The 13697-nt window shown below is 49.4% G+C and carries 12 protein-coding genes; 5 read left to right on the forward strand and 7 right to left on the reverse strand.

Features of this window, described 5'->3' with window-relative positions; translation table 11 throughout:
• Positions 1 to 5 precede the first annotated feature (5 nt).
• From LQ777_RS09920 to LQ777_RS09930, 3 genes are read left to right on the forward strand one after another with little or no spacing between them, the layout of a single operon-like run.
• The gene (locus LQ777_RS09920; protein WP_232562356.1) at positions 6 to 299 is read left to right on the forward strand and encodes a hypothetical protein; all 294 of its coding nucleotides are present in this window, start codon (positions 6 to 8) and stop codon (positions 297 to 299) included.
• Positions 292 to 1578 (forward strand): tyrosine-type recombinase/integrase, encoded by a 1287-nt coding sequence (locus LQ777_RS09925; RefSeq protein ID WP_232562357.1) that lies wholly within the window; start codon positions 292 to 294, stop codon positions 1576 to 1578. The genes LQ777_RS09920 and LQ777_RS09925 overlap by 8 nt, the downstream gene beginning before the upstream one ends.
• A 27-nt stretch (positions 1579 to 1605) precedes the next feature.
• Positions 1606 to 2847: a phage integrase SAM-like domain-containing protein gene (locus LQ777_RS09930; RefSeq protein WP_232562358.1), complete on the forward strand. Its 1242-nt coding sequence runs from the start codon at positions 1606 to 1608 to the stop codon at positions 2845 to 2847.
• 203 nt (positions 2848 to 3050) lie between these two features.
• Here LQ777_RS09930 and LQ777_RS09935 read toward each other — a convergent pair whose 3' ends face one another.
• On the reverse strand, positions 3051 to 4325 hold the full coding sequence (locus LQ777_RS09935) for a sensor histidine kinase (protein WP_232562359.1): 1275 nt from the start codon (positions 4323 to 4325) through the stop codon (positions 3051 to 3053).
• Positions 4326 to 4591: 266 nt separating this feature from the next.
• Here LQ777_RS09935 and LQ777_RS09940 point away from each other — a divergent pair, with 266 nt between their 5' ends.
• A complete protein-coding gene (locus tag LQ777_RS09940) occupies positions 4592 to 4972 on the forward strand; it encodes a response regulator (RefSeq protein WP_232562360.1) in 381 nt (126 codons plus the stop codon).
• Between the two features lie 50 nt (positions 4973 to 5022).
• Here LQ777_RS09940 and LQ777_RS09945 read toward each other — a convergent pair whose 3' ends face one another.
• Positions 5023 to 5268 (reverse strand): hypothetical protein, encoded by a 246-nt coding sequence (locus LQ777_RS09945; RefSeq protein WP_232561706.1) that lies wholly within the window; start codon positions 5266 to 5268, stop codon positions 5023 to 5025.
• 189 nt (positions 5269 to 5457) lie between these two features.
• Here LQ777_RS09945 and LQ777_RS09950 point away from each other — a divergent pair, with 189 nt between their 5' ends.
• Positions 5458 to 5724 carry a hypothetical protein gene (locus LQ777_RS09950; protein WP_232562361.1) on the forward strand — a complete coding sequence of 89 codons (267 nt, stop codon included), beginning with the start codon at positions 5458 to 5460 and terminating at the stop codon, positions 5722 to 5724.
• A 78-nt stretch (positions 5725 to 5802) separates the two neighbouring features.
• Here the strand turns inward: LQ777_RS09950 and LQ777_RS09955 are convergent, their stop codons facing one another.
• The 5 genes from LQ777_RS09955 to LQ777_RS09975 all read right to left on the reverse strand — a co-directional run bounded on the left by LQ777_RS09955 (position 5803) and on the right by LQ777_RS09975 (position 13325).
• Positions 5803 to 7143 carry an MBL fold metallo-hydrolase gene (locus tag LQ777_RS09955; protein ID WP_232562362.1) on the reverse strand — a complete coding sequence of 447 codons (1341 nt, stop codon included), beginning with the start codon at positions 7141 to 7143 and terminating at the stop codon, positions 5803 to 5805.
• A 728-nt stretch (positions 7144 to 7871) separates the two neighbouring features.
• Positions 7872 to 8321, reverse strand: coding sequence for a response regulator (locus LQ777_RS09960; RefSeq protein WP_232562363.1), 450 nt, complete (start codon positions 8319 to 8321; stop codon positions 7872 to 7874).
• A gap of 47 nt (positions 8322 to 8368) precedes the next feature.
• Complete coding sequence (locus LQ777_RS09965; protein WP_232562364.1) at positions 8369 to 10879, reverse strand: PAS domain-containing protein; 2511 nt, start codon at positions 10877 to 10879, stop codon at positions 8369 to 8371.
• 169 nt (positions 10880 to 11048) lie between these two features.
• Positions 11049 to 11510 carry a response regulator gene (locus LQ777_RS09970; protein WP_232562365.1) on the reverse strand — a complete coding sequence of 154 codons (462 nt, stop codon included), beginning with the start codon at positions 11508 to 11510 and terminating at the stop codon, positions 11049 to 11051.
• 1269 nt (positions 11511 to 12779) lie between these two features.
• On the reverse strand, positions 12780 to 13325 hold the full coding sequence (locus LQ777_RS09975) for a hypothetical protein (protein ID WP_232562366.1): 546 nt from the start codon (positions 13323 to 13325) through the stop codon (positions 12780 to 12782).
• Positions 13326 to 13697 lie beyond the last annotated feature (372 nt).

The following is a 13697-nucleotide window of genomic DNA, read 5'->3' on the forward strand; positions in this document are numbered from 1 at the left end:
TCTCGATGAAAACCCCAGCCAATACCAATGCCAACGTTCCCCAACTGATTAACCGCTCGGGCCTGACTATAACCTGTACTGATGCGCACCTGGTCGACCTGATGAACGATTTATCGTTTATGAGTGACCTACGTGACGAAGTACGGGACTGGTTTTTGGCGTATGCCTCAAGCACCGAGTTTGGCAACGCGTCCAAGAGTTGCGGCAATTTCGAAACGTTGGACGGTTTCTTTAGTGCCATTATTCTCAAAGCCGCGCAGCAGCAACTAGCGCAGAAAGGAGGGCAAACCAATGAGTAATCTGTCTTCCCTTCTGTCCCGACGCGAACGGTTACGGATTTCCGTTCGCTTCCGGCTTCGTCCCGGTCAGACTACCGGCGATAAACCGCGTCAACTCTACATTCGTCTGAAAGTTGACGGTACTACCTGTGCTGATTATAGCAGTGGAGTCTACGTACAGGTTGACAAGTGGAACTCCCAAGCGCAAAAACTAGTTGGCTACTCCAAACTAGCTCAACAAGCCAATCAGGAGTTAGAAGCTATTGTAGCTGAACACAAAACGTTACTCGCCGAACTGATGCGTTTGCAAAAGGCGGGTATACTTGTCCAGTCCCCAACGGCGGAGGTTGTCAAGCAACACTGGACTCGGAAAACAACCTTAGTGCCCACCCTACTAGCAGCCTACGATCAACAGTTGATTTACTTGCGTTCATTGGAAGGTACACCCGATGCCAGAGAAAAACGAACGCTTGACAAATGGGAAAACGGTAAGCAGCACTTAATGGCTTACATCGAAGAGCAAAAACAGGGACGACTAACCGCCGATTTAATAACCCCTTTGTGGGCCGAAGGGTACTATCATTGGCTTATCAAACGTCCGCTTGGTTTAGCGTCGGCGGCTCGGTATGTGGGCTACTTACGGGCAAGTATTAATTACTTGGTTGCTTCTCAGCAAATTGCTCGCAACCCGATTGAGAACTATTACCCCGACAAAGGCAAAGACAAGCCGGTTTACTTTCTGGAAAGCGTTCATTTGGAGCGGCTGTGGAGTCTAGAAGTTACGGGTTTGCCTACCCTGGCTTTAGTGCGGGACTGGCTACTACTCATGTGCTATACGGGTATGGATCAACCGGATTTGGAACGGTACGTGGTTAATCCGTCTGCGTTTGAGCAACCCACCGAAGCGGGTAGTATGATCCTCATTAACCGGGGCAAAACCGATTTGACCGCTTGTGTTCCATTACTCCCCGAAGTCAACCGGATTTTAGCCAACTACCCGAACGGTATTCCTACCCTGACCAATCAGACGATGAACCGCTGGACTAAGATCGTTCAAGAGCAGATTGGTTTTGAGGAACGGTTGACAACCAAGATTTGCCGCAAAACAGCAGGAGCTTTGTTTCTGCGCTTAGGCTTTCGGATTGAAGAGGTCAGCAAAGTACTTGGCCACTCTTCCATTCAAACCACGCTCCGCAACTATGTACGGGTGACAAGTGCAATGGTTGAAGCAGGTATGCGACGGGTTCAAGCGTCGGGCGGTAGTCAGTACCCCTTCAAGCACATTCACAAAGCGTCTTAATCCACTCAAACCTAGCCTTCAATTGCCATGTATAATTCATTGTTCATCAATTTTTATTTCCGTAAGTCTACTACAGACGCTACGCTTGGTTCGGTCAATGTTCGGGTAACAGTCAATGGTAAGCGGATCACATTGGGTACGGTTACGTCGGTAGCTGATTCGAGCCTACCTAAATCGGTTATGATTCAGTACGATCATTGGGACAAGCGCAAGCTGAAAGTAAAACCACAGTCGCCACACGCAACACTGTTGAATAAAGCCATTGCCGAGAGTGAGCAGAAGCTCCAGAAGGTGTACGCGCAGCACGAAAGTTTCGATCAGAAGATGACCGCTAACGGCTTGAAAGGTGTCGTTAAACACGGTCAGCGGATGCTACTCACGTTTCCTTCGTTAATCGACAAGTTTTTGGAAGAGAAGGTTGCTTTAAAAACCAAAGCTTCGACCGTCGATACGTATCGGTTTAAGATTCGTCCGCTACTGGCTTTTTTGGAGTCTGAGAACGCACTGGATCTACCCGCTGTTGATTTCACTCCTGGAACGCTCAAACGCTACCGGACGTACCTAATTACTCAGCGGGGTAACTCGGATCGCAACGCCGATAAAAGCTGTCAAGTAGTCAAAACCCTTTTGTTGTGGGCGGCTGAAAATGAATTGATTCACAAGAACCCGTTGATGAACATTCGGATACGGGTTGACAAAACGCCTAACCTGGAATGTGTGACACAAGAGGAATTGGCTGTTTTGCGGGATGCGGTCTTACTCCCTCAAATGCGGGAGGTGGCTGACTGTTTCGAGTTCGCTTGCTATACAGGCTTGGCCTATCAGGATATGAAAGCCTTGTCTCCTAAAAACCTGCAACTGGTGGAGGGTAAGCACTGTATAGTCGGCTATCGACTAAAGACCGGAACGGAGTACTGTATACCCGTTACGGAGCGGGTTTGGGCCTTGATGGAAAAATACGACGGCATCAACCTGCCTTTACCTGCGCTTGACGACTACAATCCGTTGCTCCGGCAAATCATGTTCTCGGTAGGTATCGACAAGCGGATCACGTCACACACGGCCCGTAAAACCTTCGCTGACTGGTGTATCAACGAAGTGGGGCTCAGTGAGGAGGCTACCATTGTGGCGATGGGTCAGAAGAACGCCAAAGAGCTAACCCCGTATCGAAAGACTAGGCCTAAACGGTTGCTCGCTGAGTTCCCTACGGACTTGATGCGTCGACAGATTGATCGGGTTCCGTTTAAGCAGATCGTTAAAGCCTCATAAATAATGGACTATTATCGTAGGGCGCGAGAACGGATTGGCCTCGCGCCCTATGATAATAGCACTTGACGAGAGATCCATCGTATCAGCTATATCAATATGGATGCACTCACCGGATGCCTAGCCGTTGGCAGACCCTTAAGTAGGCACGGGTAAAGCCTAGTCCTATAAACCCTATAAGCGCAACGGCGACTTGGGCTGTCAGCTTAGCGTCCCTGCTCGGATAGGCGTTGATTGACCAGCAACCGAATGCGGATCAACGTACCCCGATCACTTGTTTCAATATCCATGCTGCCTTTCATCAACTCACATAAACGCTTGACAATAAACAACCCAATGCCCTCCCCATCGGCTTTAGGCTGACTTGGTCGGTCTTTCTCCTCGCTGGTAGCCGGTATGGCACCGCTGGGATAGGTGGCGGGGCCTTCCGGCTGGTGCGAACTGGTCGGCTGCGCTAAGGATTGCAACTGATCGGCTAGTAGAGCGGTGGGGCCAGCGCTGAAACCAGGCCCCGTATCCTGCACACTGACGATCCAGCGCGTATCGTTTTCCATCGCCCAGGAAACGCTTACCCAACCTTGCTGGGTATATTTGAGGGCATTGACCAGCAAATTCTGCACCAACCGCTGCACCTTTAGCTCATCACCTACCACGGCTAATTTATCCGGTCCGTCTGCTTTTAAGAGCAGATTCTTGCTTTTGGCCACACTCTGAGCGCCTTTGACTAGGGAGTGCAGCAGTTGAGCCACATCAAACGACTTGCTATGGAGGCTTTCCTGGCCCGCTTCCAGACGCGAGTAGTCCAGCAGTTGATTGAGCATGTGTTCGGTATCCTTCAGGTTGCGGCTTAGCATATCCAGAAACTGCGTTCGTTGTGCTTCATCGGGTGGCAGTTGCAGGAGCTGAGCGGCACTGCTGGCAATACCAAAGCTACCCCGCAAATCATGGGAGGCTTGCCGCAGATGATGGCCCCGTTGTTTGGTGAGCTGGTGCAGCTTGTCGAGCGATAACTCCAGGGTTTGTACCTGTTCGGCTGTGGCGGTCTGGCGAAGCTGGTCGTAGTACATCACACTGCCCATGCCCATCTCCTGGGAGAGTCGCAGCAGTTGACTGTGAGCCTGGGCCACAACTGTAGGTAAAGTTTGGGGATACAGGTCAAGAAACTGCCCAATCTCCTCCTCAAGAATTGCGTAGAAGTTGGCCAGTTCATTCATCAGCTCCGCCAGCGAATAGCCGCGCTGCCAGCGGTGGAGTCCGTGCTGACCGGCTCTCTCGACGGGGTCGGTTTCGGGGGGCTCACTGGCAAGACGTTGGGTGAGGATATTCAGCAGGACAGGCAATTGGTCGTTAAACTCTTCGCGCGAAAAGCTGGTTCGGGTGTGCAGGTCCTCATCAATCGAACAACGGGTTCGCCACTGATTGAGAATGGACTCCCGGCGGGCGTACAGGTACTCCTTGAGCTGATTGATTTTGATCGCCATACGGATCGGTTACTTTAGCCATAAACCCTGTTGAACAAGACGATGAGCTAGTGACAACGTGCCTAGGGAGGAAAGGTTTACTAGCCACACCGTTAAGCGGGTAACGGGTTGGGGATCGCGGATTAGTCCTGGTTCATGACTCTTTACCTGGCATTGGTGATTTCCTAGCGTTGTGGCTGCCGTTTAATCACCATTTGGTGAGTGGCGGGAGTAATTCATTAGGTAGCTCGTTACTACTCTAGCTTAACCAGCTGATTACACCCGCTATGATTTATATTGTCGATGATAAGGCCGATAACCGTTTTCTGCTCGAACAGACCCTAAAACGAAATTGTCATTATAAAGACCCCATTCAATCGTTGCCTGATGGGTATTATCTGTTGCAACATATGGCAACCGTAACGGAGTTGCCCCAACTCATTTTGCTGGACCTGCATATGCCCCTGCTCAATGGCTACCAAACGCTCAAAGGCTTGAAACAGCATCTGGACTGGCAAACGATTCCAGTCGTGATCATGTCAGCGGATGCCTCTGAGCAGGAGGTGGAAGCGTGCTATGGGGCAGGAGCTGATATGGTGCTGATTCGTTGTCTGGACTGGCGTGCGTATTCGGCTTCGCTACGAGCGATTTGCCAGCGCTGGCTTTGAGCCACTGACGGCCACTAATTAGCCTATTCGCGTGGGCCAAGTAACGACAATCAGGAATAACGGTTTGGCTTACAACAACCCGCGTTTCGTTTGTTCCTGGCCCGACCCATGCGGCTGGGCTGCTTGAGGTGATTGATTGCTATCTGTATACTCCCTAAACGCTGCGCCAATTGGGTTACTCGATTATTAATTAGCGTCTGGCGCTCAATCGCCTGACGCGCACAAAGCAGTCCTTTTTGACAAACCTGTTTTGCCTGCTCTCGGGCAAGCGTGGCTCGATCGTTTTCTAGTGCCATTATCATGTCGTTTTACCCAGTCGACCCTAAATGGTAGTAATAACCAAATTGGCAAGCTTATGATTATGGCGAATAGCCAAAGCGACGAAAGACGGTAGCGGAATAGCTTTCCCGCGCTTGAATGCGTATTTTTAAGTCCGTTTGGTCGTTAGCGACTAGCCGTACCTACCGTAACTTTTATAAACTTTCATGCTTATCTGTAAGCCTAAACAGGCTCAGCCTTGCTTTTTCTATCGGAGCAGTGCCGATCAACAGGCACTCAACACGTTTCTAGTCCATTGTGGCGGTTCACAAGCCACGTTCGAGCCAACCGGTAAAGCGTTGTTTATCACCGATCGCAAAGGGCAGTCCGTTTCTATCTTCGTGATGCCTGGTTCATGGGTGCGCTGTTTGGATAAGGGGCAGTTCACCGCCGTTCCTGATCGCGTCTTTCAGCAACAGTTTGAACTGGTGTAAGTCTACTAGCCTTTCCAATAAGCGCTGGCTTACTAATGCCAACCATTTCCTGCAAGGAGTCGGCTGATTACCCCTGCTTTACTTTTCTTCTACTGAGGCCTCAAGTTCCGCAAAAGGAATTACCGTCTTGACTCCCATCTCGGAGACTGGCCAGGACTGAACGATGGTTCGGACTGGCAACCCCAAATCCTTGATGGCGCGGTATAAGCCCATTTGGCGAGCACTCGCCTTCTTAGGCGAACCCATCTTGGCAATCCATACCAAGTCATCCTGGAACAGCAATCCTTCAGCGGGAAAGTAATAAATCAAATAATCGTTGGTATGAGCCGACTGCTTGCCAATCATATAAATCTCCATCCTTCGACCCCCGTCCGTAATAGTTTTATACGCACCGATGACTTCTAACTTGAGTGGCCGGGGAGCCAGGGCTAAACTATCGGGTTGGAGTTGGTGAGCCGCATCGACCAGGTAGCGTACATACTCCTCATTATCCGAACAGCAAAGAACCGTTGCTCCCTTATGCACAAAGGGACGTATTCCGCCCAGATAGTGAGGATGGTGGTGACCAAATACAAAGTACCGAATGGGTTTAGTTGGTGCCAGTCGATGGGCTTCTCGAATAATTAACTCACCGTTCTGACTATTAAGGGGCGCTTCCGCCACCAGCAGAAAGTCCGCAAACTCGACCAGCATTACCTTGTCATCGGTATGTGGTAAGTTGATGAAGTGAATATATTCGTTATAGGATTCTAACTGAGCTGTTGGAACGATAGGTTTCGCTGCTTGCCGTTGATAGTCCAAGGGTGTATCAAGCAGGTGGGGAGCCTCAGCAACTACTACGGGCTGACTTAGTTTGATCTGATCATGCAGCCTACCATTAATCTTATCAATCTGAATCCGGGTTGGCTGCTGACCACCTTGCTGACGAACGTAATCGTAGTAAGTAATGGTGCTCAGCACATCCCCCAGTAGTTCATCCGCGCTCAATAGGGTTAGGTGACTGAGTAGGCCATCATCTCGCCGAATGAATAAGCGGACCAGAGTCTGATTGATTGTCGCCGTGTAGCAGCCATACTGGGCTGTGCTGTGTGCAAGGTTGATCGGAATTCGGTGGCGATAGAAATAGTCAATCAGCGTAATTGGAGAATACCGAGCCGCTTGCAGGAGTTGTTCGGCGACCATCTCGGGCGTGATTGTCGCTAACTTATCCTCTCCGTGTTTGAGTAGCAAAAGCGTTTGATCCGATGCCTGCGTCTTGGCAAAGTAGGTTCTGTTACGAGTGGGGCTGCTCAGCGTGTCATTTTGGTAAAAGTTTAGGGGGTTCACCCAAACTACTCCTTTGGCCTGGTAAGGCGTCTGTTGCCAGGGTTGGGCGCTGTGCTCCAGCTCGTAGCGCTGCTCCTGATAAGCGAAACGCAAAAAGTGCTTTTGAACAGGCTTAACTTGTTGATTCCAACAAGCCTGGAGAAGCTTCTTACTAGCTAAGTTTGAAGACGTTATTGACGCTAATGAGCAGGTTATCAGAAGCCAGACTAGCAGTTGCATAAGGTGGTAGAGGAGTGGGGTTTAGGCAAGGCAAGTAAGTTAGTAGGCCTACCGTGGTTTTCAAAACAATAGGTAAGAATAAGTAACGAGTATACTTGTCTGTTGTCGATCGCTATGGAAGAAACTAGGCAACTGCATCTGAGTTGATGAGGCCGCTTTGTATTGCTTCATTTAGTAGCTTACTTATTGCTTACTACCACGAAATAAAATTCCCGCCAGCAAGCGCCAGCGGGAATCACGCATCAGCCGGGCTACCTAACGGTGTCTATCTCGTTATGTATAGCCTGGTTCACACCTTGCTGATACGATGCACTACATACGGATTAGTCAGTTGGCCCAGATTACCTTCTAGTCAAATACGGGGAATACCCCAGTTAAGGAGGAGAAATACCCCGTTTAACATAATAACAAAACCGTAACTTGTGATGATGACCATCAACGAGAATACCTAGAATAGAGTCTTATCAACATGCCTCGCACGAAAAGGGCGTTTTTGAGCTACACCACTACGCGGATTTATAAGCGAATGCGGACTAAGTAGAATCTATATATAGGGCTATCTTTCCTGCCAAGAATCGGCCCATCAAATCCCAAGCCGGTTGTTACTGAAAACTGCGCGGATGCAGGCACCGCCTCCAGTAGGCTACGATCAGACTAAGCTCGGCCTGGAGATCCTCGAAGCTTATGCCTTTCAGGTGATAACCCTGAATAGGACCTTCATAAGCCTGCTCCACGAGCTTTTTGTTGGCCCAGGTCGAGAAGTAGACAAACGGAATGGCTTTCAGCCGTAACACTGGATCCGCAGCGATCCGGTCGCGTAGTTCAAAGCCGTCCATGCCCGGCATGATCACATCGCACAGGATCACCAGCGGTACCTCTTGGGTGGTCTGCAAATACAGCAGCGCCTGCTGGCCATCCCTGAAAAAACGGACCGGGTTCCGAATCGAGGCTGCCTGGAGTGCTTTTTCGACCAGGTAGTGATCGTCAACATCATTCTCAATATGAACGATGGGCATCCGATCGAAGGGATCGATTTGGGTAAAATCAACCATGAATAACGAGTAAAAGAAAGTCTTGAGTTAAAGTGCATGCCTACGATTCAGGCGGGCAGATACACACAAAAGGTGGCACCATGCCCCGGCTGACTGTTGGCCGTCATACCCCCACCGTGATTCTCTACCACCCGTTGGCAGATCGGCAGACCTACCCCTGTACCTGAATAATCGTCCCGGTTGTTGAGCTGCTGAAATACCTGAAAGATACGGTCCAGGTATTTCCCATCGAAACCGATGCCGTTATCGGTCACACTGATCTGATGGTAGAACGGAACCAGCGAGCGACAATGAACATCACTAGGCAACTCGTTGGCGGAGCGATGAAAGTACTCAATCTGAATCCGGGGCTTTTGTTTGGGCTTGACAAACTTGAGGGCGTTGGTCAGCAGGTTCTCAAACAGCTGGGCCAACTGCCAGTTATCGCCCCGGGCCATGGGTAGCTCGGCCAGCTCAATCTGAGCGTCGGTTTTCTGAATTGTCCGGTGCAGGCTTGCTAATACACTCGCCATAACCGCCCGCAGCGAAACGGGTTCAAATGCCTGCTGACGGGTCGAGATGAGCGAGTAAGCCAGCAAGTCGCGCACCAGCTGGGACATGCGCGCTGCCGCCTTGGCAATGCGGTGTAGATGCTCACCCACCGATGAGTCGGCATGATTGGCGAGCTGTGAACCCAGCAGGTCGCTGAAGGCTTGGATCTTGCGTAAGGGCTCCTGAAGGTCGTGGCTGGCCACGTAGGCGAACTGCTGCAAGTTGTCGTTGGAGCGTTGTAGGTCGTCATTGGCGAGCAACAGTTCCTGGGTGCGGGCCTCAACCCGGTTGTCCAAATCGGCGGCTAGCTCCCGATAGCTTTGTTCGCTTTCCTGTAGCCGCTGGCGGGCTATGTAAGCGTCCGTAACATCGACCGCCATGTTCAGAATGGCGTACACCTGCCCCTGACCATCCAGCAGGGGTTGGTAAACAAAGTTGAACCAACGGGTTTGCAACTGGCCCTCAATCAGTAAGTTCGCGGACTGTTCCGTGGTACGGTACGTTTTTGCCGTCGCGTAAACCACGTTCAACAGGGGAATGAAGGGCTGATCGGCCAGTTCAGGTAGCGCGTCGATTAGCTTTTGACCAATCACCGCGTTGGTTTTGCCCCAGAGCTCGATCATCGCGTCGTTGGCCAACGAAATGAGCAGGTCGGCCGTTTCGTAGACGGCGATGGCAAAGGGGGCATCCGCCACCAGACTACGAAAACGTAGCTCGCTTTTTTCAATTTCCTGGCGCGCTGCGACTTGCCCGGTTACCTCAATGGCCAGAATAAGAACGCCCGTAATTTGGCCATCGACTGCCCGGATGGGAGAATAGCTGAAGTCGAAATACACATCCTCGAGTTTGCCTTGCCGGACGAGTTTGGCTAACACCGCCGTCCCATTAAAGGGGGTACCCGTATCGTAGACGTTTTCCAGCAGCGCCATAAAAGGCTGGCCTTCCAGCTCGGGTAGGGCCTCCAGAATGGGTTTACCCACCACCGATGCATCTTTGCCCCATACTTCAAAAATGCGCTCGTTGCCTACCTCGATGACCATGTCACGACCCTTGAGCTGACCGATGGCCATGGGTGCCTGTTCGACGACGCTCCGAAACCGGGTTTCCCGCTCGGCCAGCTGCTGGCGAACGAGGACCTGACTCGTCACGTCAAATGCCACGTTGATGACCCCGTAAATTTGGCCCTTCTCGTCAAGTAGCGGATTGTAGGCGTGGTTGAACCAAACTTGTTTTAGCTGGCCGTTCTCGATCACTTGGGCCATGCCTTCATGTTGAAGGAACGGCTCGCCCGTGTCAAAGACGTGCTGGAGTTGGGCTAGAAAGGGTTGTCCTTCTAGTTCTGGCATCGCCGTTTGCAACGGTTTGCCTTTCACGGAATCGTCTTTGCCCCAGATCGATAGCATGGGGTCGTTGACTTGGTGAATGACCATCTCGCGACCCACAAAGACTGCCGTGGCGGTTGGGGTCGCCATGACTAGATCCTGAAAGCGGGCTTCGCTTACCCGAAGTTGGTGCTGCAAGTGGGCTTCCCGAATCGCCTTCCGACGCGCCGTCAGTAAAGTTACGACCTGTTTGGCCAGAATGTTGAGCGCCCTAAGTTGCCCCTCATCGAGCTGGCGCACGGTTGAATCGATGACGCAGAGTGAACCCAGCGTTTGGCCATCCTCGTCGATCAGCGGTTCGCCGGCGTAGAAGACAATATGGGGATCTCCGGTTACCAGTGGATTTCGGCTAAAGCGATCATCCTGACGGGCGTCTTCGACAATCAAAGGGGTACTAAGCAGCTGGAGATTATGGGCGCAAAAGGCATGTTCTCGGGGTGTCTGTCGAAAGGAGAGTCCCCGGCTGGATTTGAACCACTGTCGCGACTGATCGACTAGGGTGATCAAGGCCACGGGTGTAGCGCAGATTTGGGCCGCTAGCAGGGTAATATCTTCGTAGTCTTTCTCGGGTAAAGAATCTAAAATGGCATAGCTATTCAGAGCCGTCAGGCGCTTGGTTTCCTCGTCCGACAAGCGTGTATTCATGAAGGGTAACAGTTACAAGTTAGGTTGGTAAAAATACGCGTAAATCTACTTACGAACAAGGTCATATTTCGACATGGTTCATAAGCTAGGAGCAGAATGAGCCATACTTACAAAAGCTCAAGTTCTACTTGAGGCGCTCTTTATGTTCATCAAAACGATCCATTTACAATCAAAAAAGCCTATTGGCTGGCAGTGTGACAACATTTGTCCAGTAAGCTTTAAAAATAAGGAAATTGATTTCCCATTCTTCTAGACTAGATGGTTTGTTCATGTATGAATGGATGCCCATCTCATAAGTATCTAAGACGGTATTATCATTACTATTGCCACTTAACGCTACAATGGGTAAGCTACGATAGAGTGTCTTTATCTCTTTAAGAAGTTGTAAGCCATCTTCAATAGAAGGTAATAATATATCGAGTAGTACAATCTTGGGGAAAGAAAGCGGCTTTGACTGGCAGCTCTTTAAGTAGGTCAATGCTTCTGCCGCGGAAGTGACAAAAAAAGGCTCAGCCTGGGGCATGCAAGTTCGTAGACTGTAGCCAATTAGAAGTTGATCATCCGTATTATCTTCAATGACTAATATGGGAAAAGTGCGATTAAGGTGGCTACTTAAGTAGTCAGAGGGCATTGTTTTTTGCAGGTTTAACGTGAGTAGATGAATAAACGAAAATCAATAGTTTATAGATTCTTAAATCTTAATTAAATTTTGCATAATACTGAGACAAGAGAGAGGACTAATACGATACTGGCTTTTAGGTAAAAATTAGTTTAGTGTCATAAATACACTTTTATAAGTGTTGGTACTGATAAAAAGTTATATTTTAAAGAAAGTTGTCTTTTACATGGTAGTTTGTACTATTCTTAGTGATAATCACGTCTAGTGCTACATATATCGATAGCTTTTATCGAATCAAAGCAATTCGCATAGAACAATTAGAGAGTGATGAAATACATTATCAATGCAATAGCTATTGCAAGCAAAACGAAGATAGATGCATCCTATCTTACCAACTAAAAAGCTAATTGTGTGACCGAGTTTTCATTGGTATGTCTAAAAAATAATTAGAAATTAGCTCCTTCCTCTGAACGCCCTCAGTTTTTGCTTGAGGGCGTTTTTGTATCAACTAAAACGCTCTATTCCCGCAACACGTTACACCTGAAGGATCGAAGTAGCTTTATCGCATGTAACCAAAATAAAGTTAGCTATCGCATATTTACGAAAGCCCTACGATTGCTCCGGATTACTCTCCTTAATTGCTATCTAACCTTAGCATATATGCAAATGCTGTGCGACACCATCGATGGTAACACCTCAAAACTGTCGCAGATATGCGATTGCGATGCGATTGCCGTGCGACAGTGACGCTAATTCCGATCCTGAACCTTTGCAGATATGCAATAGCAGTGCAAAAGCCAGTCCAAAACGACGATCAATACAAGGCTGAACCTTTGCAAATATGCAATAGCGGTGCAATAGCAATGCAAAAGCCGGATGAAAACGATGATAATTCTAGTCCTGAACCTTTGCAGATATGCAATAGCGATGCAAACAACAAAAACAATATAAAACAGACTATATATAATGGGGGAATGCCTGAAAAAAGTCAGAAGACCAATCTATCGACGACCCCTGATCTAAAACCACCATTGATACGGCAGTCAAAACAAACGGAGCCGGTCAAATGATCGTACGACCTACCAACGTTGACCAGCCTGAACCTTCATAAATATGCGAAAGTGACACGCTCGGATTATCCCTTTGTCTACACAGAGTAGCGAATCATAGCAGCGAATAGGCACAGAAGTGTAAAATAAGCCCCGTCACGCGACGATCTATAGCAAGACGAACTACACCTCATCCGAATACAGAACGTACCTTAAATCGAACGTTTTACTATCAACTATACAACCGATCCGTCAGGCGCTGGTACCGCAGCACCCGCTTTGTGGGTTTGCCCCGGTAGTGCCGCTTGGCATAAGGTCCGAAGGTTTCCTGATACAACTCAAAATCGTCTCCCCGCAACTGCCTGCCCATGGTGTTATCCAGATCCCGATACCGCTTTGACCAAAGCTGCTTTTCGTAGTATGTGTCACCTAGCGCATAGCGGGAAACAAACCGGCCATCGACCAAATACAACTTCCGGCAGCGTTTAGCGGTGATGGGGCAAACAAAGTAGAATACATTTCCCTTGCCCAGGTTGCTTGGGGCAATGAACAGATCAATCCGGTACAACTTGGTTTCTCCCCGAAACGAGTAGCGCAGCATAACGCATTTTGCCTTTAGGCTGGCGGCTATATCAATCGTGGCGACTCGTTCACCATTGCGGCTCCATCCAAGCTGGTGCGTCTTGCCGTCAATCAGACAGCCGGATTGCTTGAGGGTTGCCGTGCTGAGGTATAGTAGGTCGTCGATCGTGGTGGGACATTGAGCAATGCGAGGCATAGTGGATCGAGTTTTCCGAGTGTTGAAACCTAAATTGTTAAGGAAGATGGGCAAAAACTCTTCCTTGTCAACCAATATAGCCAAATCAGTGACCGTTCAGAGCGGGCTAATTGCTCTCGACGATATCGCTTTTAGGGACTCTCAAAACTCTTCAATTGAGCAGAGAGTCGCACACGCACGATGTGATATCAAACAAATCATAGGCTTCCTACTACACGCCTTTTTTATGGAGTCAAAAAACTCAACGTTGCTCGGATCGTGCGCACGCGATGTGATACCAGAAAAACCTTTATTGATAAGCAGTCTCCCTTTATGGGTAAGACTTCGCTCCTTCATCGGTAACGGATCAGGCTTCGCGGGCGCGCGCACGAA

This window comes from Spirosoma oryzicola (genome assembly GCF_021233055.1).
GTDB lineage: Bacteria > Bacteroidota > Bacteroidia > Cytophagales > Spirosomataceae > Spirosoma > Spirosoma oryzicola.

Excerpts from the sequence above, each read along its gene's own strand:
- LQ777_RS09920 (WP_232562356.1), top strand. The coding sequence starts at position 6 with ATGAAAACCCCAGCCAATACCAATGCCAACGTTCCCCAACTGATTAAC.
- LQ777_RS09925 (WP_232562357.1), top strand. The coding sequence starts at position 292 with ATGAGTAATCTGTCTTCCCTTCTGTCCCGACGCGAACGGTTACGGATT.
- LQ777_RS09930 (WP_232562358.1), top strand. The coding sequence starts at position 1,606 with ATGTATAATTCATTGTTCATCAATTTTTATTTCCGTAAGTCTACTACA.
- LQ777_RS09935 (WP_232562359.1), bottom strand. The coding sequence starts at position 4,325 with ATGGCGATCAAAATCAATCAGCTCAAGGAGTACCTGTACGCCCGCCGG.
- LQ777_RS09940 (WP_232562360.1), top strand. The coding sequence starts at position 4,592 with ATGATTTATATTGTCGATGATAAGGCCGATAACCGTTTTCTGCTCGAA.
- LQ777_RS09945 (WP_232561706.1), bottom strand. The coding sequence starts at position 5,268 with ATGGCACTAGAAAACGATCGAGCCACGCTTGCCCGAGAGCAGGCAAAA.
- LQ777_RS09950 (WP_232562361.1), top strand. The coding sequence starts at position 5,458 with ATGCTTATCTGTAAGCCTAAACAGGCTCAGCCTTGCTTTTTCTATCGG.
- LQ777_RS09960 (WP_232562363.1), bottom strand. The coding sequence starts at position 8,321 with ATGGTTGATTTTACCCAAATCGATCCCTTCGATCGGATGCCCATCGTT.
- LQ777_RS09965 (WP_232562364.1), bottom strand. The coding sequence starts at position 10,879 with ATGAATACACGCTTGTCGGACGAGGAAACCAAGCGCCTGACGGCTCTG.
- LQ777_RS09970 (WP_232562365.1), bottom strand. The coding sequence starts at position 11,510 with ATGCCCTCTGACTACTTAAGTAGCCACCTTAATCGCACTTTTCCCATA.
- LQ777_RS09975 (WP_232562366.1), bottom strand. The coding sequence starts at position 13,325 with ATGCCTCGCATTGCTCAATGTCCCACCACGATCGACGACCTACTATAC.